This is a genomic window from Haloarcula salina, assembly GCF_049603855.1.
GTDB classification, from domain to species: Archaea; Halobacteriota; Halobacteria; order Halobacteriales; family Haloarculaceae; genus Haloarcula; species Haloarcula salina_A.
Map to the genome: position 1 here is coordinate 3,065,428 of NZ_CP187146.1, position 25,863 is coordinate 3,091,290.

Annotated in this window: 32 protein-coding genes and 1 pseudogene; 22 read left to right on the forward strand and 11 right to left on the reverse strand. The window is 62.9% G+C overall.

The annotated features are described in order from the left end of the window. The 3 genes from ACOZ4I_RS15580 to ACOZ4I_RS15590 all read left to right on the forward strand — a co-directional run bounded on the left by ACOZ4I_RS15580 (position 1) and on the right by ACOZ4I_RS15590 (position 4,561). Positions 1 to 1,137 carry a hypothetical protein gene (locus ACOZ4I_RS15580; RefSeq protein WP_424001144.1) on the forward strand — a complete coding sequence of 379 codons (1,137 nt, stop codon included), beginning with the start codon at positions 1 to 3 and terminating at the stop codon, positions 1,135 to 1,137. A gap of 284 nt (positions 1,138 to 1,421) precedes the next feature. Continuing rightward, complete coding sequence (locus tag ACOZ4I_RS15585) at positions 1,422 to 3,236, forward strand: DNRLRE domain-containing protein (RefSeq protein WP_424001146.1); 1,815 nt, start codon at positions 1,422 to 1,424, stop codon at positions 3,234 to 3,236. Beyond that, positions 3,233 to 4,561: a cohesin domain-containing protein gene (locus tag ACOZ4I_RS15590; RefSeq protein WP_424001148.1), complete on the forward strand. Its 1,329-nt coding sequence runs from the start codon at positions 3,233 to 3,235 to the stop codon at positions 4,559 to 4,561. The genes ACOZ4I_RS15585 and ACOZ4I_RS15590 overlap by 4 nt, the downstream gene beginning before the upstream one ends. A 291-nt stretch (positions 4,562 to 4,852) precedes the next feature. Here the strand turns inward: ACOZ4I_RS15590 and ACOZ4I_RS15595 are convergent, their stop codons facing one another. The 4 genes and pseudogenes from ACOZ4I_RS15595 to ACOZ4I_RS15610 form a co-directional block, all read right to left on the reverse strand. Continuing rightward, entirely contained in the window at positions 4,853 to 5,857 is a 1,005-nt protein-coding gene (locus tag ACOZ4I_RS15595) for a tyrosine-type recombinase/integrase (protein WP_424001150.1), read from the reverse strand. 246 nt (positions 5,858 to 6,103) lie between these two features. After that, positions 6,104 to 6,256 (reverse strand): annotated as a pseudogene (locus ACOZ4I_RS15600) (DUF7563 family protein); the annotation flags it as partial. Continuing rightward, positions 6,256 to 6,765: a hypothetical protein gene (locus ACOZ4I_RS15605; RefSeq protein ID WP_424001152.1), complete on the reverse strand. Its 510-nt coding sequence runs from the start codon at positions 6,763 to 6,765 to the stop codon at positions 6,256 to 6,258. The pseudogene ACOZ4I_RS15600 and the gene ACOZ4I_RS15605, both read right to left, overlap by 1 nt. Further along, on the reverse strand, positions 6,762 to 6,998 hold the full coding sequence (locus ACOZ4I_RS15610; protein ID WP_424001154.1) for a hypothetical protein: 237 nt from the start codon (positions 6,996 to 6,998) through the stop codon (positions 6,762 to 6,764). The genes ACOZ4I_RS15605 and ACOZ4I_RS15610 overlap by 4 nt, the downstream gene beginning before the upstream one ends. 443 nt (positions 6,999 to 7,441) lie before the next feature. Here ACOZ4I_RS15610 and ACOZ4I_RS15615 point away from each other — a divergent pair, with 443 nt between their 5' ends. The 3 genes from ACOZ4I_RS15615 (at position 7,442) to ACOZ4I_RS15625 (ending at position 8,389) form a co-directional block, all read left to right on the forward strand. Further along, the gene (locus ACOZ4I_RS15615; protein WP_424001156.1) at positions 7,442 to 7,732 is read left to right on the forward strand and encodes a hypothetical protein; all 291 of its coding nucleotides are present in this window, start codon (positions 7,442 to 7,444) and stop codon (positions 7,730 to 7,732) included. A 135-nt stretch (positions 7,733 to 7,867) separates the two neighbouring features. Then, a complete protein-coding gene (locus tag ACOZ4I_RS15620) occupies positions 7,868 to 8,137 on the forward strand; it encodes a type II toxin-antitoxin system HicB family antitoxin (protein ID WP_424001158.1) in 270 nt (89 codons plus the stop codon). Further along, on the forward strand, positions 8,138 to 8,389 hold the full coding sequence (locus ACOZ4I_RS15625; protein ID WP_424001160.1) for a type II toxin-antitoxin system HicA family toxin: 252 nt from the start codon (positions 8,138 to 8,140) through the stop codon (positions 8,387 to 8,389). A gap of 38 nt (positions 8,390 to 8,427) precedes the next feature. Here ACOZ4I_RS15625 and ACOZ4I_RS15630 read toward each other — a convergent pair whose 3' ends face one another. From ACOZ4I_RS15630 to ACOZ4I_RS15645, 4 genes are read right to left on the reverse strand one after another with little or no spacing between them, the layout of a single operon-like run. Then, positions 8,428 to 10,539, reverse strand: a complete 2,112-nt coding sequence (locus tag ACOZ4I_RS15630) for a type B DNA-directed DNA polymerase (protein WP_424001162.1) — start codon at positions 10,537 to 10,539, stop codon at positions 8,428 to 8,430. Between the two features lie 3 nt (positions 10,540 to 10,542). Continuing rightward, on the reverse strand, positions 10,543 to 10,788 hold the full coding sequence (locus ACOZ4I_RS15635; protein WP_424001164.1) for a hypothetical protein: 246 nt from the start codon (positions 10,786 to 10,788) through the stop codon (positions 10,543 to 10,545). After that, positions 10,788 to 11,474 (reverse strand): hypothetical protein, encoded by a 687-nt coding sequence (locus tag ACOZ4I_RS15640; RefSeq protein ID WP_424001166.1) that lies wholly within the window; start codon positions 11,472 to 11,474, stop codon positions 10,788 to 10,790. Before ACOZ4I_RS15640 ends, ACOZ4I_RS15635 begins: the two co-directional genes overlap by 1 nt. Further along, entirely contained in the window at positions 11,471 to 11,746 is a 276-nt protein-coding gene (locus ACOZ4I_RS15645; RefSeq protein WP_424001168.1) for a hypothetical protein, read from the reverse strand. The genes ACOZ4I_RS15640 and ACOZ4I_RS15645 overlap by 4 nt, the downstream gene beginning before the upstream one ends. A gap of 528 nt (positions 11,747 to 12,274) precedes the next feature. On the opposite strand from ACOZ4I_RS15645, the gene ACOZ4I_RS15650 reads away from it, so the two are divergent. After that, complete coding sequence (locus ACOZ4I_RS15650; RefSeq protein ID WP_424001170.1) at positions 12,275 to 13,249, forward strand: SDH family Clp fold serine proteinase; 975 nt, start codon at positions 12,275 to 12,277, stop codon at positions 13,247 to 13,249. Between the two features lie 324 nt (positions 13,250 to 13,573). On the opposite strand, the gene ACOZ4I_RS15655 is transcribed toward ACOZ4I_RS15650, so the two are convergent. Beyond that, on the reverse strand, positions 13,574 to 14,569 hold the full coding sequence (locus ACOZ4I_RS15655) for a Cdc6/Cdc18 family protein (protein WP_424001172.1): 996 nt from the start codon (positions 14,567 to 14,569) through the stop codon (positions 13,574 to 13,576). A 140-nt stretch (positions 14,570 to 14,709) separates the two neighbouring features. On the opposite strand from ACOZ4I_RS15655, the gene ACOZ4I_RS15660 reads away from it, so the two are divergent. From ACOZ4I_RS15660 to ACOZ4I_RS15670, 3 genes are all read left to right on the forward strand, one after another. Continuing rightward, complete coding sequence (locus ACOZ4I_RS15660) at positions 14,710 to 15,114, forward strand: hypothetical protein (protein ID WP_424001174.1); 405 nt, start codon at positions 14,710 to 14,712, stop codon at positions 15,112 to 15,114. 135 nt (positions 15,115 to 15,249) lie between these two features. After that, entirely contained in the window at positions 15,250 to 15,846 is a 597-nt protein-coding gene (locus tag ACOZ4I_RS15665) for a site-specific integrase (RefSeq protein WP_424001176.1), read from the forward strand. Positions 15,847 to 16,188: 342 nt separating this feature from the next. Then, positions 16,189 to 16,611, forward strand: coding sequence for a hypothetical protein (locus tag ACOZ4I_RS15670; RefSeq protein ID WP_424001178.1), 423 nt, complete (start codon positions 16,189 to 16,191; stop codon positions 16,609 to 16,611). Positions 16,612 to 16,627: 16 nt separating this feature from the next. Here the strand turns inward: ACOZ4I_RS15670 and ACOZ4I_RS15675 are convergent, their stop codons facing one another. Further along, positions 16,628 to 17,104 carry a type IV pilin gene (locus tag ACOZ4I_RS15675; RefSeq protein ID WP_424001180.1) on the reverse strand — a complete coding sequence of 159 codons (477 nt, stop codon included), beginning with the start codon at positions 17,102 to 17,104 and terminating at the stop codon, positions 16,628 to 16,630. A 292-nt stretch (positions 17,105 to 17,396) separates the two neighbouring features. Further along, the gene (locus ACOZ4I_RS15680) at positions 17,397 to 17,651 is read right to left on the reverse strand and encodes a hypothetical protein (RefSeq protein WP_424001182.1); all 255 of its coding nucleotides are present in this window, start codon (positions 17,649 to 17,651) and stop codon (positions 17,397 to 17,399) included. A gap of 155 nt (positions 17,652 to 17,806) precedes the next feature. Between ACOZ4I_RS15680 and ACOZ4I_RS15685 the strand changes: the two genes are divergently transcribed. The 12 genes from ACOZ4I_RS15685 (at position 17,807) to ACOZ4I_RS15740 (ending at position 25,758) form a co-directional block, all read left to right on the forward strand. Continuing rightward, positions 17,807 to 18,016: a hypothetical protein gene (locus ACOZ4I_RS15685; protein ID WP_424001184.1), complete on the forward strand. Its 210-nt coding sequence runs from the start codon at positions 17,807 to 17,809 to the stop codon at positions 18,014 to 18,016. Next, positions 18,013 to 19,506, forward strand: coding sequence for a hypothetical protein (locus ACOZ4I_RS15690; protein WP_424001186.1), 1,494 nt, complete (start codon positions 18,013 to 18,015; stop codon positions 19,504 to 19,506). Before ACOZ4I_RS15685 ends, ACOZ4I_RS15690 begins: the two co-directional genes overlap by 4 nt. Before the next feature lie 2 nt (positions 19,507 to 19,508). Then, positions 19,509 to 19,967 carry a hypothetical protein gene (locus ACOZ4I_RS15695; protein WP_424001188.1) on the forward strand — a complete coding sequence of 153 codons (459 nt, stop codon included), beginning with the start codon at positions 19,509 to 19,511 and terminating at the stop codon, positions 19,965 to 19,967. A gap of 3 nt (positions 19,968 to 19,970) precedes the next feature. After that, complete coding sequence (locus tag ACOZ4I_RS15700) at positions 19,971 to 20,315, forward strand: hypothetical protein (protein ID WP_424001190.1); 345 nt, start codon at positions 19,971 to 19,973, stop codon at positions 20,313 to 20,315. Then, a complete protein-coding gene (locus ACOZ4I_RS15705; RefSeq protein ID WP_424001192.1) occupies positions 20,305 to 20,736 on the forward strand; it encodes a hypothetical protein in 432 nt (143 codons plus the stop codon). Before ACOZ4I_RS15700 ends, ACOZ4I_RS15705 begins: the two co-directional genes overlap by 11 nt. Positions 20,737 to 20,743: 7 nt before the next feature. Further along, positions 20,744 to 21,031, forward strand: a complete 288-nt coding sequence (locus ACOZ4I_RS15710; RefSeq protein ID WP_424001194.1) for a hypothetical protein — start codon at positions 20,744 to 20,746, stop codon at positions 21,029 to 21,031. A gap of 79 nt (positions 21,032 to 21,110) precedes the next feature. Continuing rightward, positions 21,111 to 21,494 (forward strand): hypothetical protein, encoded by a 384-nt coding sequence (locus tag ACOZ4I_RS15715; RefSeq protein ID WP_424001196.1) that lies wholly within the window; start codon positions 21,111 to 21,113, stop codon positions 21,492 to 21,494. Beyond that, a complete protein-coding gene (locus ACOZ4I_RS15720) occupies positions 21,484 to 21,960 on the forward strand; it encodes a hypothetical protein (RefSeq protein ID WP_424001198.1) in 477 nt (158 codons plus the stop codon). Before ACOZ4I_RS15715 ends, ACOZ4I_RS15720 begins: the two co-directional genes overlap by 11 nt. After that, positions 21,953 to 22,177 (forward strand): hypothetical protein, encoded by a 225-nt coding sequence (locus ACOZ4I_RS15725; protein ID WP_424001200.1) that lies wholly within the window; start codon positions 21,953 to 21,955, stop codon positions 22,175 to 22,177. Before ACOZ4I_RS15720 ends, ACOZ4I_RS15725 begins: the two co-directional genes overlap by 8 nt. After that, on the forward strand, positions 22,174 to 23,856 hold the full coding sequence (locus ACOZ4I_RS15730) for a hypothetical protein (protein ID WP_424001202.1): 1,683 nt from the start codon (positions 22,174 to 22,176) through the stop codon (positions 23,854 to 23,856). The genes ACOZ4I_RS15725 and ACOZ4I_RS15730 overlap by 4 nt, the downstream gene beginning before the upstream one ends. Beyond that, the gene (locus ACOZ4I_RS15735; protein ID WP_424001204.1) at positions 23,849 to 24,613 is read left to right on the forward strand and encodes a hypothetical protein; all 765 of its coding nucleotides are present in this window, start codon (positions 23,849 to 23,851) and stop codon (positions 24,611 to 24,613) included. The genes ACOZ4I_RS15730 and ACOZ4I_RS15735 overlap by 8 nt, the downstream gene beginning before the upstream one ends. Next, the gene (locus ACOZ4I_RS15740; RefSeq protein WP_424001206.1) at positions 24,610 to 25,758 is read left to right on the forward strand and encodes an ATP-binding protein; all 1,149 of its coding nucleotides are present in this window, start codon (positions 24,610 to 24,612) and stop codon (positions 25,756 to 25,758) included. The genes ACOZ4I_RS15735 and ACOZ4I_RS15740 overlap by 4 nt, the downstream gene beginning before the upstream one ends. Positions 25,759 to 25,863: the final 105 nt, after the last annotated feature.

The following is a 25,863-nucleotide window of genomic DNA, read 5'->3' on the forward strand; positions in this document are numbered from 1 at the left end:
ATGAGCCGGCAGCACTTCGACTTCTTCGGGGAACTCCTGGTACGGATCGAGGGTGACGGTGGCCGCCTCGACAGGCAGTATCGGCGGATGTACGACCAGTTCAGAACGAATTCACCGGACAGATCGCCGGACATCGTCATCGAGGAGACGACCGACGACGTCGAACCGACGGTCGTCCTCGGCGATCCCGACGACTACTACGGCTGGACGGGCGAGGAGTTCGTCGTCCGCAACGGATCGGACTTCATGGCCGTCGAACCGGGCTGGTCACAGATCAGAGTGACGCGAGGGTTCGAGCCGTTCTACGCCATCTACCCGATGGAGTTCGAGATCCGCAAGCGGCGGCTCACTCACGATCAGGCACTGATCCACGCGTCCGGCGTCAGCCTCGACGGGCAGACCACCCTGTTTCCGGCCTGGCGGGGGGCCGGGAAGACGAACACGCTCCTGTCGCTGCTGCGCGAGGGCGCGGACTTCCTGTCCGACGACCGCCTCTGGGTGGGCGCGGACGGGACGGCGGTCGGCTACCCGCTGGGCGTCAATCTCCAGCCGTTCAACGTCGAGTCGTTCCCGGAGATCGAGATCCGATACGACGATCCGAGAGAACAGCTGCGCTCGACGGTCCACGAGTACGTCGACGCGCGCGTCGACCGAACCGGTGGCCTCCCGGAGACGGCCGTCGCGTACCTCAACGACACGTATCTCGGCGATAACAGCCGGGATTTCACCGATATCGGCGACCTGTATCCCGACGCCGACCACGTCGAGCGGGCGAGCGTCGACAACGTGGTGTTCCTCCAGGCCGCGCCCGACACCGACACGGTCACCGTCGAACAGATCTCGACGGAGACGGCGATGTCGGCGGCGACCGCGATCAGCAATTTCGAGTGGGACGGGCGGCTGAGGGAGTACTTCCACGCCTACGACTCGCTCGTCGGCGACGGGAACATGATCGAGTCCCTGGACGAAGTCACCAGACGCGAGCGAGAGGTGTTCCGCTCACTCTTCGAGGACGTCGCGACCTACCGCGCCTACATCCCCCGAACGCGCGACTGGCGGGACCTCAGCCTCGACACGGCCGTGGTGGAGGCGGTCGCATCGCTCGACTCGCCGCGCGTAATCGAGGCGATGGACTGACCGGTCGGGGGTGGTCACTGTCTCGGCACCGTTCCGGTGCAGTGGCCCGACACCGACGTTACCGACCGTCTAAATCGAAACGGACCGCGAAAGCGCACGATAGCTACACACCGCAGATGGACAAAACCGCACCGGACGAACTGTCAGTTTGCGTATCGAATCGGTACCCCGAGACCAGGTGGGAAGAGTGGACACGGGGGCAGTACAACAGACGGAGCAGCGGGCGCGACGGCCCTTACTCGCTGCGATTCGTTCCGTCGAGTGACTCCGGGGGGCACTGAGTGATGGACGGGAGTGCCCAGCGAGCGACGGGACGCACCGCGACGCGACGCGACCTCCTCAAGGCGGTTGGTGCAGGGGTCGGCGTCGCGACGCTGGGAGCCGCGCCGGGAGCGAGCCAGCAGTCGACGTCCTGGACCGTCGTCGCGCTGCCGGACACGCAGGTGTACGCCGACGACCAGACGGCGTACGCGAGCGAGCAGACCCAGTGGATCGTCGACAACCGCGACAGCGAGAACATCGCCTTCGTCAGCCACGAGGGCGACGTGGTCGACCACGGCGACGTCGACGCCGAGTGGCGACACATGGACGCCGCCATGTCGAAGCTCGACGGCGTCGTGCCGTACTCGACCGTTCTCGGCAATCACGACTGGGCGACGCTGTGGGACAAGCAGTCGTCGAGCGAGAAGTACAAGCAGTACTTCGGCCCGGGCCGGTACGACGGCCGGTCGTGGTACGGCGGCGCGGGCCCCACCGGCGTCGAGGAGAACCGAGCGAACCTCAATAGCTACCAGCTGTTTTCGGCCGGCGGCTACGACTTCCTCCACCTCGCGCTGGAGTGGGAGCCCGCGGGCTCGACCGACGATCCCTCGACGCCGCTCGGCTGGGGCCAGCAGGTGCTCGACGATCACCCCGACCGGGCGACGATTCTCACCACCCACTCGTACCTCCGTGACAATCCCGACCAGCGGACGACGGAGCTTCAGGAGCCCAACGACATCGGAAACACGGGCCAGGCCGTCTGGGAGGAACTCGTCGCGCCGAACGAGCAGGTGTTCATGGTCCTGTGTGGCCACTGGCACGAGGACGACGGCGAGGTCCACCAGGTGTCGACGAACGACGCGGGCCGACCGGTCTACGAACTGCTCGCAAACTACCAGTTCCGCGACGACGGCGGTCACGGCCTGATGCGCCGCATCAGGTTCGAGCCGGACGGCGGGAGCGACGGTCCCGATCGGATCGCCGTCGAGACCTTCTCGCCGAGCACCGGCGAGGAACAGACGGACGGGGACAGCGAGTTCCACTTCGATCTGGACTTCGACGCCCGTTTCGGCACCGAGTCGTCGACCGGCGAACGGGTCGCGTTCGAGCAGGGGACCGACGGCTACGGCGGCACGGTCGACACCATGCTCCGCGAGGCCGACCCCGAGACGGGCTTCGGAACGGCGACCACGCTGTCCATCGACCAGAACGACCCACAGGGGAGCGGCAACGGCAGCCAGGCCCTCCTGCGGTTCGACGGCGTCGTCGGCGACGGCGACGGTCAGGTTCCGCGAGGAGCGAGCGTCGAGAGCGCGACGCTACTTCTCGAAACGGCCGACGACGGTTCCGGTGCGTCCGTCCACCGCATGCTGACCGACTGGGGGCAGGACGACACGTGGGCGTCGCTGGACGGCGGCGTCCAGGCCGACGGCTCCGAAGCGGTCGACAGCGCCGACGCGCAGACCGGGACCGTCGCCACCGGGACGACGCGGATCGATCTCTCGGCCAGCGTCCAGGCGTGGGCCGACGGGGCCCCGAACCACGGCTGGGTGTTCCTCCCCAGCGGCGGCGACGGCTGGGACATCCAGACGGCCGAGAGCGACGTGCCGCCGACGTTGCAGGTCCGGTATCTCCCACCGGAGGAGAGCGACGGCCCCATCGCGGGCGACGCGGACGGCGACGGAGACGTCGATAGCGACGACGTGACCCGGATCCAGCAGTCCGTGGCCGGCAAGGACGTCGAGATCGACCGTGACGGGGCGGACGTCGACGGCGACGGAGACGTCGATATCGGCGACGCTGCTCGCGTGCGGAACATGAGCGGAGGCGACTCGTGAGCGACACCAAACGACTGCTCGCTGTCGGTGCCCTCGTCGCAGTGCTCGCGGCCCTGCCGCTCGCCGTCGCGACGGCCGGTGCGCTGCCGGCCCCGGCGATCGGGGTCGCCGGGAACGCGACCGGTGCGCCCGCCGACACCGTCACCGTCTCGCCCGGAGAGACGACCACGCTGACGGTGTGGGCGAACGCGACCGCCGTGAGCGGCTACCAGACGAACCTCACCTTCGACCCCGCCGTCGTCCAGGTCGAGTCGGTGTCCGGTAGCGGCGACTTCGACGCCCCGGTCACCAATACGAACAACGACGCCGGCTGGGTGGCGTTCAATCAGCTCCGCGACTCGGAGACGGCGAACCCCGTCCTCGCGACGGTCACGCTGTCAGTCACCGACGAAGCGGGATCGAGCACCGACCTCTCGGTCGTCGAGGCTGACACCAAATTCTCGGACGGCGACGGCGCGACCACTAGCCCGGAAACCGTCCACGACGTGACCGTGACCGTCGAAGGCGAGACGACGCCGACGCCAACGCCGACCGAGACACCCACGCCGACGCAGACACCCACACCGACACAGACGCCAACGCCGACACAGACGCCGACCGAAACCCCGTCGGACGACGGGAGCAGCGATGGCGGCGGAGGTGGCGGAGGCAACGACGACAGTGACGATGACGACAACGACAGCGGCGGTGGTGGCGGTGGCGGTGGTGGCGGTGGTGGGGCCGCTCCACCGGACGAACCGTCGTTCACCGTGACGAACGCGTCGCTCAACGCCTCGACGACGACCGTCGGGGCACCGGTGACCGTCTCGGCGCTCGTCGAGAACACCGGCGACGACGACGGGACCTTCGACGCGTACGTGTCCGTCAACGGCAGCGCGGTCGGCGTGAACGAGTCGGTCGACATCGACGCCGGCGAACAGCGTTCGATCAACCTCTCGGTCAGATTCAACGCCACGGGGACACACGCCGTCTCGCTCAACAGGACGGCCGTCGGTAACGTGACCGTCCGCACGTCGGCTGCGCCAAGCGGAACCGATTCGACGAACGGAACAAACGTGACGAATGGGACCAACGGGACTGTGACCCCAGCGGTCACGGCGACACCGACTCAAACGAGCACGGCCGCGAGCATGCCGGGAACTGCGACAGCGGCGACGCCGGCCCCATCGACCGACGGCGGAACGGCCACGCAGGCCGCGACCGACGCCGTCACCAGTCCGACCGGAACGACTGGCGGGAGCGGCCCCGGCTTCGGGGCGGCTACCGTCGCACTGACCCTGTCGATACTGCTCGGCTGGCTCGGCCTGCGGGAGCCGCCGACCTGAGGCGGCAATCCATTTCTCCGGGGTTCCGCATCGACTACGTAGCACTGAAAGCCCCGTCGTGAGCAGATGCTCGCGGGCACGAGCGCTCAGGTCCTACGAGCGACCAGCGTGACAGAGCGATCCCACTTGGCGAGAGAGGAGGATAGGCCCGCCGGGATTGAGCGAACGCGAAGCGTTCGCGATGTTCGGCGAGTCCATGACTGAACGAACGAAGTGAGCGAAGGAATGGACTCGCCGGGGAGGTCTGACTGTTCGAATCGCTGTACTCGTCGTTTTCGTGGGTTTGAGGCATCATTCTAAGTGCTTTTTACGTACTTCCATCTTTTCGCGGGCGGTGCGTGCGTCGTAGTGCTGGTACAGCACTTCCAGCGAGACATCCATCCGCTCCGAGACCGTCTCCGGCGGCACGTCGTCGTTCAAATGCTCCGTGATCGCCCCGCGTCGAACCGCGTGAGGCGACCGCGACGACGGGCACTTACTCGGCGTGTTCTCCGAACCGACAGCCTCGCAATCAACCGGGTCGCGATCGTGCGGACACTCGCCGTACTCGCAAGGGTGCGTCGCCCGATGGACCCAATTATAAATCGACGAGCCACTCGGTCGCCCGTTCTTGGACGTGATGAGCGGCTCACGACCGTACTCGTCAGTCACGTTGTGGCGGTTCTCCGCGACGTACTCGTCGACAATCTGGTACGCCTCAGGTCCGAGGTAGACCCAGCGGTTCCCCGCCTCTCCGTTCTTGAGCTTCGTCCCCTGCTCGATCCGATGCTCCAGCACGAGCGCCTGCTCGTCCGGACGCATATCGTCGACATCCAGCGAAATCAGCGCCGAGCGTCGCATCCCTGTGTTCCACAGGAGCGTCATCACAGCGTGCCGGCGGCTCGCGAACTGGTAGCGGTCGAGATAGCTCAAAATCGCCTCGGCGCGACTCGCATCGAGGTGGACATCCCGCGACTCAGCGCCGTCGGGCAGCTCGGGCGCGTGGACCTTCTCTGCCAGCCCGTCCTCGACGCCCTCGATGTCGGCCCAGAACCGAAGCGCGACGCGGATCGTCGACAGTTGCTTCTGGAGCGTAATCGCAGCCACATCGCTCCGCCGCCACGCGACGAAGTCCGACAGGTCGCGACCAGACAACTCGTTCAGGTTCTCGATCTCCCGATCCTCGCACCAGTCGAGAAACGCACTCAATCGGGTGCGAGCGTTCTGGAGCGTCGACTTCCGAACGCTCGGCTCTCGGTGTCTAAGGAACCGCTCGACACCCTCGTCTGGGGCGAGCGGCTGGAGATCGTCGCTCACGCGACGACACCTCGCGATACTCGACGGTCGAAACAACCAACTACGTGGTCTGTGAGGTCCTGCATGGGTCTCTCAAGGTGACAGCGAGCGCGACCAGGGTACCAAGCTGACACGCGCTCGCTGTCGATAGACCCGCTCGGACTCGAACCGAACTTCCACCTGTGGGCCTGAACCGCCGAGTCGCTACTCCTCGCCGCCGCTCGCCGCCTTCTCAGGGTCGTACCGCGTCGGCTCCCCGCCGTTGTTGTGTCGCGTCGACCGGGCCTCGCGAACCTCCGCGCCGTCGCGGATCTTGTCCTCGCAGAACGGGCAGGCGCGGGGCTCGTCGACGCCGTCGGGTGTGAACACGCGGGCGTACCGGTCCGTGACCGTCGACCCGCAACCCTGGCAGGTCGGCATCAGCGGCGCACCCCCAGCGCGTCGAGCGCGTCCCGAAGCATCGCCTCGTCAGCACCGTTCGCGGCGTGGACGAGCTGCCGGACCAGCCGGCTCCGCTCCTCGGTGTGGTGAGACGCGTCCGGCCACGGGACGTTGTGGACCTCGGTCCACAGCTCGTACATCATCCTCTCGTCGAGCACGATCTCGACGCGACCCTCGGCCTCGGTCGTGACCGCCAGCACCCACTCCTCGTCGTTCGCCGGTCCGTAGGACACCGACGGGCGCTCGCCGCCGACCCGGTGGCGGGTGACGCCTCGCTGGTCACTCCCTCCGTCGGTGACGATCTCCGCGAAGCGGTCACTACAGCACTGGAGCGCCGGGCCGCGCGAGCGGAAGCGAGCCCCGCAGACACAGTAGTGCCAGCGGTCGTCGTCACGGCCGCGAAGGCGCTCGGCGACATCACCCCACGACTCGCCATCGTCCTTCGCGACACCAATGTCCTCGATGTCTTTCTGGCCGAAGGCAGTCATCGCACTGCCCTCCGGTCAACCACGAGAGACTCCTCGACCTCGATGTAGTCCTCGGGCTGCTGCTCGTCCAGATCGGCCGCGGAGTCAGCCCCGTTGAGCCCAATGAACAGGACCGTATCACCGCTGTGGACGGGCAGTGTCGTCATGATCTCGATCTCTCGAAACAGGGACTCAGTCTCGCGATCCCACTCCTCTCGGTCGGCACTCCTGTTGGTACTCGTGTGCTTGCTCATGCTTGCTCCAGAACGCGCTCAGTCGTCAGTGCGGCCGCGCTGTGGCCGCAGGGGTCGATGGTCGTCCGGTCGTCCGCGGTGAGCCCTGCGACGGGTGTGCCACAGAACGGACAGGTAACATTTGCTTTCCACTTGGTAACCTGTTCGTAACGTCGCGAATCGTGCGGGAGGCTTTTGTCGCCCCCGTGTGTTGCGTTCATCACGGTTGGAATCCCAACCGACGCGGCCTCTCTGTCTCCAGCAGGGGGCCGCTCCCCGTTTTCCGAGGAACAGACCACCACCGTGAGCGCCGCGTCGGTCTTACCAGTACCCTCATTTCCAACAGCACTTAGTATTTTCCCATAGTTATAGGAAATATGCCGGAGAATAAGGAAGAACCTAATAGTTGTGTGAAATCTGAGGTTTTCGGTGTAAATATGCCCCTTCGACCAGATGGGGACGACATGACGAAGGAGGACAGACGCCAGCAGTTGCTCGAATTTATGAAGGAGCATCCGCTGGCGCTTCCCCCGTTGCTTATTTATAGAAATTTGAAACTTCACAAGGACGTTACTTTCACCGCTGACAGCGTCCGGAACTACCTTGATGAATTTGCGGAGGAGGGTCTGGTCCTCATGGTGGAGAAGGAACCTCTTGATGAAGGCAAACTCGTTGAAGCCGAAGCCGGTACGAGACCATACTACATCATCTCGGAGGACGGTCGCGACTACTTGAGTGAGGAAGAATCGCCCTAACAACCAGCCCACTCCGCTACGCTTATCAGGGCCAGTCGCCGCTGTCGAGGTAGGCCGTCGACGGATTCGAATCTCCCCCCAACCCCATCGCGTCGACGGCCGAACGCTTATCCCGCTGATTGAGCAAGTACTCGTATGGCCAGTTCGACGCGCGACGGAGACGTCCACGAGGACGAGATCCGAATGTGGCCCGAGGGTGACGGCTGGGTCATCACCCATATCGAAACCGGCGTCACCACGCAGGGCGACACCCGGCAGGAAGCCTTGGAGATGCTCGACGAAGCGGTCGCCCTCCACAACGGCGAGATCGGCCACGAGCCGACCGACGAGGAACTTCGAGAGATGGGGATCGACCCCGAGGACAACACCACGGGAGACGGCGAACTCCCCGACTTCATGCAGTAGATGGGGCGAGGCACGTTCTCCGGCAAAGAGGTCGTAAAGGTCCTCGTGAACGTCGGCGGCTTCGAGTGGCGACGGACGACCGGCGACCACGCCCAGCTCTACTACGAGCATCCGACCAACGAGGACGACCGCCGGCAGGTCACCGTCCCGCTGCACGACGAACTCAGAACGGGGACGCTCCGCAATATCGCCGAGAGTGCCGGCGCGAACGACTTCGACGCCTTCTGCGAGTGGGTCGACCGCAACGCGTAGCGACCCTGCATCGCTTGTCAGCCTCACATCCCCGCCGCTCACAAAAATCCCTCCAGCGAGAGCGTCGTCGTGCCACGGAGATAGCGGCGGTAATCAGTCTGGTCCCACCCCAGCGGCCGAAGCACGCTCTCACCGGCCCGAAGCGCCAGCATCCGGTAGAACTCCGTATCGTACTCGCTGAGGGACTCGTGGGCTAACTGCACCCGCTCCTTCGAACGTCGGTCGTCGTCGACGACGACGTACTCTACATCCTGACCGGGATGGCGCGGGAGCCCCTGGGCCTTTGCCCGCTGGAGGGCCGCGACGGTCTGTGTTCGCTGGTCGTAGTCCCCGACTGCCTTGGAGACGCGCTTTCGAATCACCAGGTCTTGCGGGTCGACGTTGCCCGCTTCCAGCGTCTGGATGCCACGATACAACCGCTCGCAGACGGCCTCCGGCGACCCCTCGCGGTCGAGCGTCCAGATGAGATCTCGCTGGAGCGCCTCGACGAACGCCGGGGTACTCCGCTGGACTGCCTCGATCCCCTTCGTGACGGGTTCCTCCGCACCCGCCACTCGACCGAAGTACTTCGTGAGCGCCCCCGCCTCGGAATCACTGAGCGGGACGAAACAGATCCAGTCGTATCGGTCCTCCAACTCCAGCGGGATGGACTCCCGCTCGGAGATGCGGTCACACAGCTCCGGAATCGGCGTCTGTGACTCCCCGTCGACGGGCTGGACCCAGAGGCTGTCGACGATGCCGTGAACGACCCGCCAGCCGCCCGCTTCCAGCGTCTCTTTCGCGTCCAGTAGAATCTCCCGAGCGTAGGCGTTGATGGCCTCGTGACACTCGATGCGGCCGAACTTGGCGTTCCGATACCCCTGGTAGCCGAAGCAACTGACGAGAATCCATTTCAGCGCGTCCGACCGTGCCTGGAGAGCGTCCCGCCGCTCCAAATCGCTCGCCGACGCAATCTCCGCTTTAATCTCGGCGCGGTCATCGATAATCGGCCGGAGGACCTCGGGAATGAACCCGTCACGATCACAGATGCTGTACCCGATTCCAGGTACGTCCTCGGTGTCGTGACAGTCACAACAGACCGTCTCCGGGCTGATGTTGTACTCGCACATGATGTTCGGGTACAGCGACCCGAAGTCGATCTGCACAACGTCCTCGTGCATCCCAACGTTCGGCGCGAAGGTGAACCCGCCACGGTCGGCCTCGTGAAGCGTTGCGACCGTTTTGAATTCCTCCGGCTCCCACTTGTTCCACGGAATCAACACCTCGCGTTCGAGCGCTTTACGAACCTGAATCGCCGTCAGTATCGTCCCGATCGACCCCCAGGCGGTCTCCTGAAGCGGCCGCCATGAACGTTCGACGAGGTCGAGGAGACCCGGGATGCCGGACTCGTCCAGGAGGAACGAGTTTGACTCGTCGACGACGGCCCGTCCCGGCACACGGAAGCGAGCTGGGGAGTGACCGATCTGCCCGTAGCTCTCGTAGGTACTGGCCCCGGCAAGCTTCTCGTAGCCATCTGCCCGACCGAGTCGGAAGTCTTCGATTCCCTGTTCGCTGGCCTGGTCGTGACAGAACGGAATGGTTCGGGCCGTCGAACAGCACAACACGTCGGGGTCCACGGTCCGCACACGCTCGTCGAGCGCGCTGAGAACCGCTGCTGGGCTGTCTCCGAGTCGCGTCCCGTCGACTGTCAGCGCAGTCACGTCCTGGTCACGGAGTGCGGTTTCCGGGATACTGATGTTCAGAACGCGAAGGTCTCGCTCCGGAACCGGAGAGGTTCCCGTCTCGACGCAGTACCGGAACTGCGGCGCGAGGTCGACGTTGAACAGACGGAAAGCTCCGGGGTGGAACTGGTCGAGCTCGTACAGGCGGCGGATCTCGTGAGCCAACGTTTGAACCTCAGTCACTCGCTCAAGACTGATACGGAGGACAGTCGTCTTCGTCTCCGAACCCAGGGAGGTGAACCACTCCTCGTATCGAGTGCTGGTAACCTTCGGGTCCGTCCGAAGCCGGTCCCGAAGCGCATCCAGGTTATCGCCCGACGCCAGCAGCGCAGGCTCGTAGTCGGTGTTGACCCGACGCTCAACCCCCTCGTTGGTGGCGTGCCACTCTCGAACGCCCTCGTCTCGAAATTCGCAGGTAAGCAGCGGCATGGGTCAGTCTTGCACCTCCTCACGGAGCATCTGAAGTTCCCGCTGCTGGGCGACCAACATCGACAGGAGTACGGCGAGCTCGGGGTCAGTACTGTTGAGGTAGCCAGCGGCGTCGGCGTGGTGCTTCGCCTGCTCGAATAGCTCGTCGAAGGCAGGCCGATACTCCCGCCGGAGTGCCCGCCGAAATGGCTGGCATCGGTCCTCGAACCGACCGAGGAAATCCCGATAGGTCGGATTGGTTCGCCCCATCAGGCCCCTCCCATCGTGGCCGGCGTGATCGGACCGATTCCCGCGGTGTCGGCCTGCTCCTCCGCGACACCGAGCAAGTCGACCCAGTAGGGAATCGTCGTCTGCCAATACCCATCCGCCCAGTAGACAGTCGTTTCGTAGTCCTCTCCGGCGAAGCGGTAGCCCATCGGAGTCCGTTCGCACTCGTACGAGGTAGCGACCTGCTCTGCGACCATCTCGGTGAGGCCATCACCAGCCGCGTCGGTCACAAGAACCGGGATGTTGTACACATCTGCAACCTCGGAGAGCGCACTGAGGACAGCGCTGAGCATGGGCTCAGCCTCGTGTGTCGGTACGTCCTCGTCACGGTACAACGACGCCAGGTTCGGCAGGATAATACAGCCAGTCCGTGCAGAAGCCTGCTTGACGACACGCCGGACTATCTGGAAATGCTGGTAGGCGGTAAAGCCCCTCGCAAGACGAATCCGCCGTAGGATACGACGATGAGGGGCCATCTCGTGGAGCGTGTACGAGGAACTGGTGTTCCGGGCATCCACCCAGTAGGCAACACCGTCGACGTGCTGGATTGTATCGAGGGCCAGCTGGTGCAGGGCTGTTGACCGTGGATCAGGTGTCTCCAACAGTGTGAGACCCGGTTCCAGTTCGGGCAAGCTCGCATCTGGGGTAGCCTGACGAATCTGCTTCATGCCTCCCCCTCGATCTCTTCGATGCCTAACCCCAGCAGCGACTCGACCAACCACTCGGGCAGTTCGGGTTCGGCGAGAATATCGTCAGCCACATCAGTAGTCGTTAGCAGCGTCGCGACGGCTTCGCCGTCGATACCGAACTCCCACGACTCGTCGCGCTGGACTTCGATGCGACTGCTGTACTCGGGGTCAGTGTGGTAGATGAATACCTTCGTGTCTTTGCCGTCGATGGTCTCACGCTCGATTCGGTCGGGAGTTTTGGTACGCGGCATAGTTGCGGCGACGAGATGGTCTGTAAAAGGACTGGGGCGCGGGTGACCGGAAACAAATTTCATCAAAATTCAGAAAAGAAAAAGAAGGCTCAAGCCAACGAGACACTCAAAAATAGCCGATGATCGGAAGATGAACGGAAGTGAACGGAAAGGCCGCTGTCTGGCGATTCGCAAATGAGCGGTTCTGTTGGATCGTCAAACTATGACAGGAGTCGCGTGCTGAGTACAGGGAGACGATGTATCGTACCGAAAATGGGGGGAAATCCCGACAAATGCTGTTATGAACCCCTCTTATGACGATTTTCGATAAAAATAACATCAACGCAAAAATCATATGCCCACGGACTTACAACATCAAAACAGTCAACATAATGAGTGAAGAAGACATGAGTTCCGACAGACAGGAAGAGTTAGAAACCATGCTGGAAGAATACGATGGCCCGAGTGTAGCAGAATACGCTGGTGAAAACAACTCCCGGTCATCTACTCGTGTTTCAAACTCGCTAACGCCCCCCGAGAACAAATAATATGCCGAGTTGGGGGGACATTTTAGACTGGGTAAATGAATTAAAACAAGATCATGGGCAACAGGCCTATGATCGTGCAATTAACCACTATCTGAGCAGACTGCATGACTATACAGAAAACGACATAATCATCTATACGACTGATTTCACTCAACCTAGCAATAGTGGATATAATCAGTCTATCACGCTTGGTGATATGCAGGGTTATATGGAGGTTTTGAGCAATCTTGACGGGAGTAAACTTGATCTGATTTTGCATAGCCCTGGTGGTTCGCCTGAAGCGGCTGAACAGATAATCCTGTATCTACGCGATCATTATGACGAGATCCGGATTTTCGTCCCACAGGCAGCGAAGTCAGCAGCTACGTTGATGTGTTGTGCTGCTGATAAAATCATAATGGGTAGCCATTCTAGTCTAGGGCCCATTGATCCGCAGATGCAGGTTCAGACACAGTTTGGGCCCCGACTTGCCCCCGCCTATGCGATTCTGAACCAGTTCGACCAAGCTAGAGAGGAATTCAGGCAAACTGGCGAAGTAGGCGCTTGGGGTCCGATTTTGACCCAGTATGGTCCTAGTCTCTTGGCAGAGTGTGAGGATGCTATTGATCTGTCGGAGGAGTTAGCGAGGCAATGGCTTCAAGATTACATGTTGAATGAAGGGGATATTGAAAATAACCGGCATGAAGAAATTGCACACTATCTCTCAAATAGGGATAATTTCAGAAGCCACGGGCGGCCTATCTCTCGGTCACAGGTGTCTGATTTAGGATTCAATGTAACTGCGTTAGAAGATGATGACGAGCTTCAAGATCGTGTTCTCAGTTTACACCATACAACGTCCATCCTAATGGATGATACCCGAGTTTCAAAGATCATCAGTAACCAGCTTGGTGATCGCTACGCCTGTTTTGCACCTGTAGAGCAGGCTCCTGAAACACCGCAAGATCAAACCGATTCACCCGATGATGAGCAGTAATAAAACCCTTATTTGGTAAATCTCTGTATTAGTTTCCCTAGGAATTATAATTCGACTAATGTAATGAAGATTATGAGCTATACTAATTGATTCAGAATCCAGCTTTTTAATGCAGGACAACTGGTCGATATGCGACCTGTATCTTGCACACGATTCAGAGAGTCGTCCAGGATGACATAGCGATCATTAGTCAGTTCGTACTTTCAGTGGTACTGATTCGTTCATTTCGGATTGATGCAAACGCATCAGTCCTGCTGAATCTAATCTCTGATTCATTCTAGTTTCAAAAACTAAGTGAACGCCAACCAAGTCGAATGAGCGGAATCAGACCAGCGACCGGTAGGACTTACCGCGACCGTTCCCTTCGTCGTCGATGAGTTCGTACTGTTTCAGACTCCGGAGGTAGCGCCGCCGGGTCGGACGCGCCTTCGGCGAGTCCATCTGGTCCTCGTAGCGAGCGTGCAACGTTCCGGCGTCGATCTCGCCGGCGCGCCGGACGATCCGGAACAGCAGTCGCTGGTGTGTCCCAAGCGCGCGGATTTTCCGCTCCTTGACCTCACGCTGTGCCTCGTCGGCGATCTCGTCGACGACCGCCGGCGTCAGGTCGCGCATCTCGTTGTTCTCGACGTAGGCGGCGGCCCGCCGCAACATGGCGATGGCCTTGCGAGCGTTCCCCGCCGCGATGTCCGCGATGAATTCGACCGCAGTGTCGTCGACGCGCGAGGAGACCAGCCCGTGAGTCACGCGAGCGTCGAGGATATCGACCAGTTCGGCGTGGCTGTACTTCTCCAGACGGACGATGGGCGCGGCGCTGAGCCGCGAGTACACTTTCTCGTCGAGGTCGGCCAGCCATTCGTCCTCGTCGGTCGTGATACAGATGAGCGACACGCCGGGAATCTCGTAGAGGACGTACAGCGGCCGTTCGTCCATCACCGAGACTTCGTCGAGGACGATGATGATACGGTCGTCACACTCGCGGAGCCGGTCGACGGCCACCGAGGTCGGCGTTCCCTCGCGCCGGAGATCGGCCCCGAGCCCCATGTCGCGGACGGCCTTGTGCATCACCGCGGCGGCCGTGTTGTCGCTCATGCCGTTCACGTACGCCCAGCGGACACCGAGATGCTCGGCTTCGAGCTGGCCGAGCGTGTACTTCGCGACGGTCGTCTTACCGGCCCCGCTCGGCCCGAAGATAAAGACGTGGTCGCCTCGATCCAGCGTCGACGGCGTGAGTTGCGACGAGAGATGGTCGATCTGTCCCTCACGATGGTAGAGATCGCGCGGCACGAACGCGTGCCGGAGCGCTCTGGCGTCGGTAATCATTGCGTTCCGGATGGTAACCAGATAATGACTTGAAGCCGCGCCATACCCGGAGTGAAAGTGAAAGTGAAAGTAGAGCGTGACCGATATCGAGTGATGAGTTCGACCGACCATTCATTACAATCCAACGTCTCCGTTCTTCGATGTCTGATAACAGATACATTAGCGGTATTCCGAACGGACTCACAATCGGCGGTACAATCGCGTTCGTACTGGGATTCATTCCACTGGTCAACTTCTTTGGTGCGGCCATTGGCGGGGCAGCGGCTTCGTACGTCGAGGAATACGGCATCATCAAAAGCTCTCTGAGCGGAATCGCGGTCGGCCTGTTCTCGCTACTTCCGATTGGATTGTGGACGACGACAGGCATCCTGATGGGAGGCAGCGGCCTCCTTGAATCCCAATTGCTTGCTGGGATCGGTGCGCTCGGTGGCGTTCTCGGAAGCGTCTACGGGTTCGTGAGTTTCTTCCTCGCACCACTGTTCGGGATGATCGGCGGCCTCTCGCTTGGAGTTTACTTCCATCTGATTCATAAGGCGACGGACTAAGACTCCCCAGTCATCAGTAACGACTTCTTAAACAAGTCGTAACAGACGGCCCGATTTTCACTCGAAACCAGGTGTGTCTCCGCCCCGATCACGCCGTCCGCAACCACTATCCTAACGGAAACTAAACTAATCGTAATGCGAATCGAAGCCACCGACGGGAACGAACACAAGGTCTGGCTCACCGACAGCGAGATCGAGGACCTCCGCCGAGCCACGAACAGCCAGCGCGACGACCTCATTATCCAACTGGGCGCGTTCGTCGGCCTGCGCGCCTTCGAGATTCCGCAGGTCCGTCCCGTCGACGTGAAGGCCACCGACAGCGGACAGTACCGCCTCCGCGTTCGTGCCGGCAAGGACACCAGCGGGAACGGTGGCAAACCCCGCGACGCCTACCTCCCCGACAGCGTCGAGCGCGACCTCCAGCGCTACCAGAACGAGCACAACATCGCGCCGAAAGACCCGTTCATCAACCTGAAGCAACCCGGCGTCCGCGCGGTCGTCCGCCGCACCGCTGCCCGAGCTGCCGAGGCGACCGGCGACGCCGACTTCGAGAAGGTCAGCACGCACGATCTCCGCCGTCGCTTCGCCCAGCGCCTCCTGGTCGACGAGCAGGTGAACCCGCGCGTCGTGATGGCCGTCGGCGGCTGGGACAGCTTCGCTGCCATCGAACCCTACCTGAACGCCCCCAGCGAGGACGTGATCGACGACGCGTTCGCAGAAATTGGTCTGTGAATCCAGCGACGAACAAGAATCCGACCACGAGAGCATAAGAAAATCAGCCCTCGACCACGGGAGGGGGTTAAACAATTAGCCAGAACGCTCATTCAGGGGAGCCGACTAAATCAGAGACAGGCACCGCCTTGTGTCCACTTTCGGTGCCTGTTCACCACCCCCAACCTAACCACGGTGTCGGGACTGCCCGACACTTTTCCTGCGCTCAGAACGGACTCACTCTCCAGTCTGCCCCAACATGTCCACGTCGCCAATCTGCTCGGCAGCGAAGCGCTGAATCACATCATACTCGGACAACTCTGTGACGAATCGCTTTTTGTGGCCCAGTCGGTATACTGGGCCATGTCCGTCTCGCTCCGGCTGCCTGCCTTCTCACCACGCGAAATATTCGCGAGTCTCGGTGGCATCGAGCGCTGGCTGTGGGTCGCAATGTTCGGTTTCTACGGAGCTGGCGATGTACTCACTTCAATCGTTTCGATGGAACTCGGCGGCCACGAATCCGTCGTGTGGCTCAACGCGCTCATCGGACAGTACGGCTACGGCGTCCTGGTCGTCCACAAACTCGGCGTGCTGACGATCCCCGCCGCGGCGGCCGGCGTCCTGACGGTCGCAGCCTGGAAGCTCAACATCCGCGCGTCGCCGTTCCGGTCGGCTATCCTGTTGATGTTCGCCGCACGCGGCGCGCTGCTCGTCACGTGGAACTGCTACGTAATCTACGTCCTGCTGACGCACGACGTACCGCCAGAGACGCCAGTTCCGTTCTAAAAAAGCTGTTAGCGAATTATGCGTCCGGGCCGGAGTCTTCGCCCAGCGTAGCAGAGTTGTCGCCCTCTTGGGTCTCGTAAACTACACTGATTTCGTACGTGGTCGGAACGTCAGTCCCGCTACCATCGGCTTGGCCCAGGTAGACGCTGTTACCTGCCGTAACCTCGCTGCCAGATGCAGTAGTTGCATCGGGCAAACTGTGCCAAACGCCGGTGTTCGCATTGCCGCCGGCGGTACCGCGCACGTAGAGCTCGTCGGAGAGAATGCTGTCCCCGCCGTCGTGCGTGATTTTCAGATTCTTATCCGTCTCGCTGTAATCGAACGAGAAGCTCGCCTGCGGAGTGGTCTGAGATGCCGTGTCGCCCAGTCCAAGCACGAAAGACGCGATTACTGCGGCCAGAATCACCGTGATCGCGACCATCAGAATGACCCCAATCACCGGCGAGACAGCGTCGTCGTCGGTAAGCAATGCCTTCAGGTTTGTCAAGTCCATACAACATATCCATTCACGCTGATTGTAATAAAGGGGCCAGACAGTTTCGGTCTACATACCACTTTCAAGAGTGCCTTGAACGCCGCAGTGACGCCTTGAAACGCCCAATCCATGACCAGTAAAGGACATCAGGGGGTCCATTCAAGAAGACCCGGAGGGAACCAACCTCCTATTACCCTGTCAGGGCTGAGCGCCGGTCGCCCGCGCCCTGTGCAAGTGGGCATGTGACTCCCGTACATGAGCGTTCCGTCTGCCCAGTTTTACAATGTATACACTGGATCAGGAACCAGTATCACTCTCCAGTCTGTCCAGACACGTCCTCGTCGACCATCCGCTCGGCGGCCAGCCGGCGGACGGCCTCACACTCAGACAACTCGGGAACGTCGCCGTCACACACCCGGACCACGTAGGCACGCTCGCCGAGCCGGTCGACGGTCAGATGCGCTTCGCTTGGCTCACCACCGTCGTCGATCAACCCGTCGCGTTCGAGAAAATCCTTCGGCAGCGTCACGAGACCGGACCCACTTCGGTTCTGTAATTTCTGCATAAGTAGAGTGGCAAGTTCGTGGCTATTATGTGTTGCTTCTATGGTGATTGCATGTAACGTTCGTCACCATTTTCTGTAACTCAGCGGCGGGTATATGATCTAATAGCGACATCGCCGGCCAACCCGCGGGAAACCGCGGGGGAGTACCCCTACCCATGCCCGACCACATGGCCGGCGACCCGCAATCGCCGGACAGCGCGGCCGAGACCGCGCATCGACCGTATCGCATCGACTGGCACAACCTCGACGAGCGACAGCGCGCCCGAACCCGTCGCGAGGCGGCCGGCGCGAGTCGCGACCTCGACGCCGAGCACCACCAGTTCACGACTACGGGTAGCGACCAGAACCGCCCCGAAACCGCATGAGACGCGCAATACTCGCAGTCTTCCTCACACTGACCGTCATCGCATCGCCCATCGCCGGCACTGCCTCAGCAGCGCCCGGCCTGAACTTCTCCTCGGAGAAAACCCCGAACCCGACCTTCGTCGAGGACGAACTCACCATCGTCACCCACGACCGCGGTGAGATGGACGACCCGCTGGAGTACTACAACGACTCCGGTGAGATCACTCGCCTCCCGGCGACCGTGAACCAGTCCCAGGACACGCCAGTCGGCGTCCGCTTCGACAAGATCGACGCCGACCGCTACACGCTGTTCCCGCGTGTCGACGGCGAAGTCGAGAACTCCGCGACCTGGACCGCGGCCGCCGACTGGACGACCTCCTCGGGCGCGTCCTCGTCGATGTCGGTGACCGACGCTGACGCCGACGGCGTCCAGAAGCTCCAGTTCGACGCGACCGTCGCCAGCACCGAAACCGCGACGGCGACGCTCGCGAACAACGTCAGCATCACCAGCGACCCGAACAAGCGCATCCTGACGACGGTCCTGAATGTCGAGACGCTCTCGGGGACGGGTGAGATTCGCGCCGTCGACGGTGACGGCGATTACCGCTACGCCGAACTGAATGCCAGCCGCGCTGCCTCGAACGACACCGTCGTTGCCAACGCCACCGGTAACGGCATCGTCTTCCAGGAGCGCCTCTCGAACCTCCCGCTGGCCGGCAGCGGCGACGGGTCGTTTGACAGCATCCAGAAGGTCGAAATCGTCGGCGTCGACAACGACGTGACCGTCACCGTCGCCGGCCTCGACCTCGGCACGAAGAGCACGGACACACTCGGTGAGATCCAGCGCGACACTGACGGTGACGGCGAGCTGGAAACGACGAGCGCCACTGACTACTACGAGGGCGGCGTCGCGAACCTGACTGGTCTCGACACGATGGGGTCGGCCTTCGATGATGCGGTTATCACTGATCTCAAGGTTTACAACGTCCAGTACCAGTTCGCCGACCTCACGGACAGCGCCGAGTACTCGACGGAGTTCTCCAGCGCTGACGACTACAACTACCCCCAGAAGCTCGAACTGTATGCCGACATGGAGGTCCCGTCGGCCATCGACCTCTCGCACGGCGACATCTCGCTTGAGTTCGAGCAGGGCCTCGTTGAGTCCCGCTACGCGGTCGCCGAGGTCGCGACCGGTGCTGACACCTCCGAAGCGTTCGGGAACCTCACCGACGACGGCTCCTACACCAGCGTGACGGACACGCTGGGCTCGCAGGGGTCGACCGCGACGTTCATCTCATCGGCCTCTGCGGACACGAACCACCGCATCCATCTGGTCGTGCTCCTCCAGGACGAGGAGGCGACCACGCTCCAGAACACGGGCATGATGGGCGGGCCGACTGACTCCGGCAGCGGCGGGTTCTTCTCGACGCTCTGGGGCCAGATTACCGGCCTCGTGGCCGCGCTCGCTGGCGCTGTCGGGCTGTCCCGACTGATGGGCGGAGGGTCGTAACCGTGTCGGCGTCCGGTGCGGGCGGCTCACGAGTCCGCAGTCTGTTCGACCGGGCAGCCAACGCGGGGAGCATCGGCGCTGTCCTCTTCCAGGGCATCGGCGCGGTGCTGTTCGCCATCGGATCGGCGCTCGCGAGCGGCGTGCTCACCATCGCGGACGTGTTCATCATCCCGGCACAGTCGTTCATCGGCGCGGTCGGCGGCCTCATCGACGCCGTGTTCGGCGGCGCGGCCCAGATCATCAACTTCGGGGCCATCGCGACCGCACTGTCGCTCGGACCGGGCGGCCGATTCGCCAGCCCGCTCTCGTTCGGGTTCGCGTTCGCGATGGTGCTGCTCGCGTTCTACATCCTGCTGGCGTACATCAGCGAGGAGGACACGACGAATTTCTTCCCGCTCATCGGCACCGGGTTCGACCTGCCGACGCCCGGCTTCCTCGATTCCGAGGAGGAGAGCGAGTAGCACATGGTCCAGATCAGCGACTACATCGCCGAGAACGGCCTGTCGGTGCGCTGGGGACGGCTCCTGTCCCTCATTTTCGGGGCGGGGCTCTTCGCGTACTTCCAGGGCGCGATCACGGCGTTCCTGTCGCTGGTCAACGTCCCGTTAGGGCTGCTGTCGGGCCTGGCCTCGTTCCTCGGAACGGCGGCATCGCTGGTCTACGGCCTCCCGGCGGTTATCATCGACCGCGGGTTCGTGGCGGCGATCCCCTACGTGACTGATGCGGGCCTCGCCGGCTACGTCGTCGCCGTGGGCATCACACTGTCAGCACTGTATCCGATCGCGTGGGTGGTGAACCGTGTCCGCTGACGACAGCGAGGCGCTGTTCACCCTTCGAGCGCCCAGAAGCGTCGCGCAGACGCTGTTCCGCTTCGCCACGAACCCTGTCGCGTTCGTCGGGAGCATCATCTCGGCGTATATCATCAACGCGGTGTTGAACGTCGGCGGCTACGCGGTCAGTTCGATTCTGGCGGCGTTCGATCTCGTTGCTGGCGTGTTCGACTACATCCGCGTGGTGCTCACCAACGCGTTCGGCTTGCTGGGAATCAACCTACTCAGCGCGATCGCGGCGCTCCAGCAGGAGATCGCGGCGGTCTATGCCAGCGCTGGGGCGGCTGCCCCGTTCTTCGCAGTCGCGACTGCAGCGCTGCTGGTCTACCTCGGGTGGGAAGTGCTGAAACGACTGCCGGGGCTGGCCTGGAAGCTCTACATGCTGATTCCCGGGACGTGACCAGATCATGAAACGACTCAAAACTCTGCTGTTGCACCCGCTGACGACGGTCGCTGTCGTCGTGAGCGCCGTCGGCCAACTCAGTATCGGCTGGGTCGAGCCGGTCTGGGCGCTCATCTCGGCGACCTCCGGATACTGGTTTCCGGCGATCGCGACCACGTCGACGACACTCCTGCCGGAGATCGGCTACGGCTCGGAGGGTACGACGGTGCTGATCGCCGCCGCTATCGTGTTCGTCGGCGTCCAGCTCGACCGCCTCATCCAGCGGGTGCAGCAGTTCCTTGACAACAGATGAAACGACACATCACTTCGACACAGACGACTCGATTCCCCTCGCTGAGAGGGCGCACCACTCGCCGACCGGGAGGTGCGCCATGCCGCTGAACGTGATGGCTGGCGTCGGTGCGTTCGTCGCCATCCTCGGCGCACTCGTCCTGGTCCGCTTCGGGATCGCGTACGCCCGCTCGGACGACCTGAGCGTCTCGTGGGACCGCACCACAAAGTGGGTGACAGGTGTCGCGATGGCTGTCGGCGCGGCCGTCTCGATGGGGCTCATTCAGTTCGGCGACCTCGTCGGGATGGCCGTCGAGTTCGTCGTTTCCCACCCGTATTTCGTGACCAACATCGGTATCACGGGACTGGGCGCTGGCTCGCTGTCCGGCATGTTCACGCTCTCGACTTCGCAGTTCGTCGGGATCGCGTTCCTCATCGTCGGCATCGTGTTCCTCGTCGTGGAGGTGGACGAGTATGTCGGGTAGCATCTCTGTCGACTGCGTCCGACTCTCGGACCTCTCGCCGATGGGCTGGTTCGGGATCGCCATCGGGCTGGCAGGCATCGGACACGCAGTTCACGAGATCACCACCGCTATGGTGTGGGGCGGGCCGTGGCTCGAACCGCTCGTCGTGGCTGGCTTCGCACTCGCCATCGGCTTCGGCATCGCGTACATCGACGGCGGCCCGGAGGTCGAAGCGGCTTGCGACCACTGCGGCCAGCACATCCGCGCCCAGTCCAGCCGCGACGGCGTCGACGAGGCTGTCACCGTCGAAGCGTCGGGGTCGCCGCGGCGGGCACGCCTCGGCCCGCTCTCGGTCGTCATCCAGCGACACACCTCCGAGTGGGTCTACTGCTCGGGCGACTGTGCCGCCGCTGACGCCGACCGACGCGTGATGATCGACGAGGCGACCCACGACCACGGGCTGGCGGCGGAGGTGGCCGATGACTGACGCCTACGCGCTCCGAGCGCTGGCCCATCCGCGAGTCGCTCCGGAAGCGACTGCGACGCTCGTGGGCCTCGGGGCGGCGTCATATCTCGGCGGAACGGCCGCCAGCGGCGGACAGTACGACCTCGCAGGTCTCGCGATGCTCGTCATGCTGGGCCTGCTGGTCGCACTGAAACGCGTCGACGATTGCGCCCGAGAGGTGGCGCGACGGACGCGATGACGCGAGCGCCTATCGTGCTGCTGGCGCTGGTCGGCCTCCTGGTCACCGCCCCGATCGTCGGACTCGCCGACGCTCAGCAGGCGGACAGCGCTGGGAACACGACGAGCAACGCCAGCGACAGCTCCGACCTCACGCTCGACGATCTCACAGAGACCGGGCCGCGACAAGCTAACTCGCCACCGAGCGTCCGGATGGGCGAGCAACAGTTCTTCTGGACGGTCTACTGGCCTGCGAATAACCCGTTCGCGAACGTCGGCTCTCGGGACGGCGGCGAGTACTTGCCGCCGGGCCACACGGTCGGCCGAAACGCGGTGTATCTCCGCACCTGGACCTACGAGGACCAGCAGGAGACCGTTCACGTCGCCTACTGGGAGAAAGACCAGAAGACAGTCCAGCGCGGGAACACCACGACGACCGTTCCGGTCGCCCGGAATGTCACTCACGTCACGCACAACGTCACGTTTGAGCGGGGGCGGCCGACGGTGAAGATCCCACTCCGCCAGCACGACGAGGAAGTGCGTGTCACGATGTGGATCGAGGACAAAGAGTACGCACGATGGGCCAACTTCGGCCACAAGAGCATCGCCACCACGCAGTCAGTGGATATCAACAGCGCTGGTGACTACATCGCCAGCGTCATCGTCGACTTCCTGCTGTGGATCGTCGTCGGTGGGTTCGCCGTCGGCTGGGCGTGCAAACAGATGCTCGACAAGGCGGGCATCGGCCCGCAGTACGGGTACTTCCCGTGGCTGCTCGCGCTCTCGATCGGGACCGGCCTTGGTGGCCTGCTGTTCTACGAGAACCTCGCGAACCTCATCGTCAACGCCCAGTACGTGCTGGCGCTGTACGTTGTCGGCATCCTCGGCATCGTGATGCTGGAAACGTACACCACGAACGTCAGCAAGGCGGGATTCGTCCGACCGACGCTCCAACACGCCGAGTCGCCGACCGGCGACGACGCCTTCGACGTGGTCGACGCCGAGGTCCGCGAGGAGAAAATTGTCCGCAAGCCCGACGGAACGGTCTCGGTCGTCACGCCGGGGCTGTTCCCGTTCCTCGCCCGTGTCTTCGGCAAGTCGGCGATTCTCAAGAACGTCGAACAACTCCGCACGCGGGTCCCGGTCGAGGGCAAGTGGGACGAAATGTTCCTCGTCGATCCCGAATCGCCCGACCTGCTGTACTACGAGAAAGAGGGCTGGACGCTCGATTGGCCGCCACTGGACCGCGCTCACGGCGGTGAGTGGCTGGCGATCGGCGGCGCTGTCGGGCTGGCACTCGCGTCGGTCCACTACGGTGTCGCCTCGTTCTGGCCCGTGACGATCGTCACCGCCACCGGCCTGCTGGTCTGGCTGGCGACGCCGACCGACGGGAAAGCCGCAGTCAGACCCGCACCGATCCATCTCCGGACGGCGTTCGGGACGATGGTCCAGTACGCCGAGGACGTGGACGACGCCAAGCGCTTCGACGAGGTCAAACAGCAGCTCGACGGAGAGCGCATCAGTAAGCAGCGCGACGTGGATCGCGAGGTCGCCGACCACGACCGCACGCTCGTCGAGGGGATGCTCGATCCCGACGAGAAGGTCCCCGCTGCCGTCGATGACGGCGAGACCGACGACGAGGTGACCGAGCGCAAGCGGGACGGTATCCTCGGGAACGGCGAGGTGGCAGACGATGACTGACGCCACGCCGGACCCGTACCGCCCAGCGCTCGTCACGCTCTCGGAGGACGTGCGAGAGCGCGTCACCGAACTCCGTGAAGGGCTCGCCTCGGAGGATCGCGTGCTTCGCTGGGTCCAGGAGATGACGATCCGGACGCTGGGCCGGATGGACATGGCGGTCTACACCGACCTGTGTCGACAGTTCCGGGGCCAGCAGGGCGTGCTCCTCGGCGCGCTCGTCGTCCCGGCGGCCCGACGTGGGCAAAACCGGGAACTCAACACGGAAACCGCCGAGAAGCTCCGCGAGCGCCTGCTGGCACACTACGTTCTGCCCGCACACCGTGACGCGTTCCGTCGGCTCCGGGCCGACGCTACGGAGTACATCGACGCCGCCGGTGACGAGGACTCGCACCGCCCGGATCGCCAAAAGTTCGTCGCGATGCGGCCGGCACTGACCGAACTCGAACAGTGGCAAGAACGGGTCCTTGACGACCTGCTGGCTGGCTTCGACGAACGCGGCGACATTCTCGACTGGGGCCAGGATGTGCTGCTGGCGACCCACGGCGAACTCGATAAAGAGTGGGTCACGCGCGTCCACGATGAGGACTCGACGGTCGACGTTCTGACCGGCGAGACAGACACGGACAAGCGAGCGCGTCGCCTGTTCGCGGCCTATCACGTCCTCCCGCAGTTCCGCGCTGGTGTGCGTGTCCTGAGCGGTCGGGCCGGCGAGGTCGCCGACGAAACGACCGAACAACAGGAGGTGAACTACGCGTGAGTACGATCGAATGGGGAGACGAGAGTCTCGCCGACGAGGAAACCACCCGCGAGGTGCTGGCACAGTTCGACGATCCGGTACGGTCGACGGAACAGGCGACGGGCAACTCGTCGCGCTGGTCCGACGCTCGTCACATGCGCGAGCGGTTCGGTATCCCGCCGTGGGACGCGTCGAACTTCGCGTACGAGGGCGTCATCCCGAATTGCTGGGAACACTCCTGGGACGCTGGCGGTGAGCGCATCGCTGGCGGTACGGACTTCTTGGCACGCGGGAAACCGGGGAAAGGCAAGTCGACGCTGGCGAACTACGTCGCGGTTCGGATGCTGGAGATCAACAACGAGAAAGTCGTCTGGCGCGGTTCCTCCAGCCGGTCCGAATGGCTCCCGCTGGCTCCCTACACCGTCCTGTGCCTACCGAAAGGCGTCGACGTGACGGCACGACTGGAGTCGAAGGACCCGACCGAACCGGCGGTGAAGCTCGACGTGGAGCAGCTCGAAGAGATTGTCCGCGAGGTGCGCCGCTACGCTGACCCGGTCGACCTGAACCGGCGCGTCCTCGATCAGGGCGCGTTCCACGTGGTCTACCCGGACCCGCGACTGCGTGGCTGTCAGGAGATTTACGAGCGAGACCCGGAGAAACAGTACGACACGCCGCCAGAGCGTGATGTACTCTTCTCCGAGCACGACCCGGCGAATCACTGGTGGTTCGCGTGGGCGCTTGCTCGCGTCAATCACGGCCCGCACCACTGGACGACGTGGATCTGCGACGAGATCGGTGATATCGCGCCACAGTCGGCCCGCAAGGACAGCTACGGCTCGTATCAGAAGGTCGAGCTACTGAAAGACATGTGGGTCGACGCTCGGAAGTTCGGCCTCTCGATCTTCCTGTTCGGCCACAGCGAGGTCGACATCCATCGGTACATACGGCACAAGATCCGCTGGCGTATCCAGATGCCGGGAACGGCGAACCCGACGACTGCGAGCGACGTGGTCGGGTTCGAGAGCGTCCGGATGGACCGCGAGGTAACTGACGAGTACCCGATCGGGAAGGCGCTGATGTACAACGAGACGAATTTCGACCCCTTCCGCTGGAAGGACATGCCAGCGCCGACCGCCTACAAGCTCAAAATCGAGGTGGGAAAATGAATCTCGTCTCGATTTTCTCGAAAAAAGTTCGACTGAATCCGGGGGTCGAGCGCCGATATCGGCCGGTGAATCGGCGCTCTGGACGGATTCGAGCGCTCCCTAACG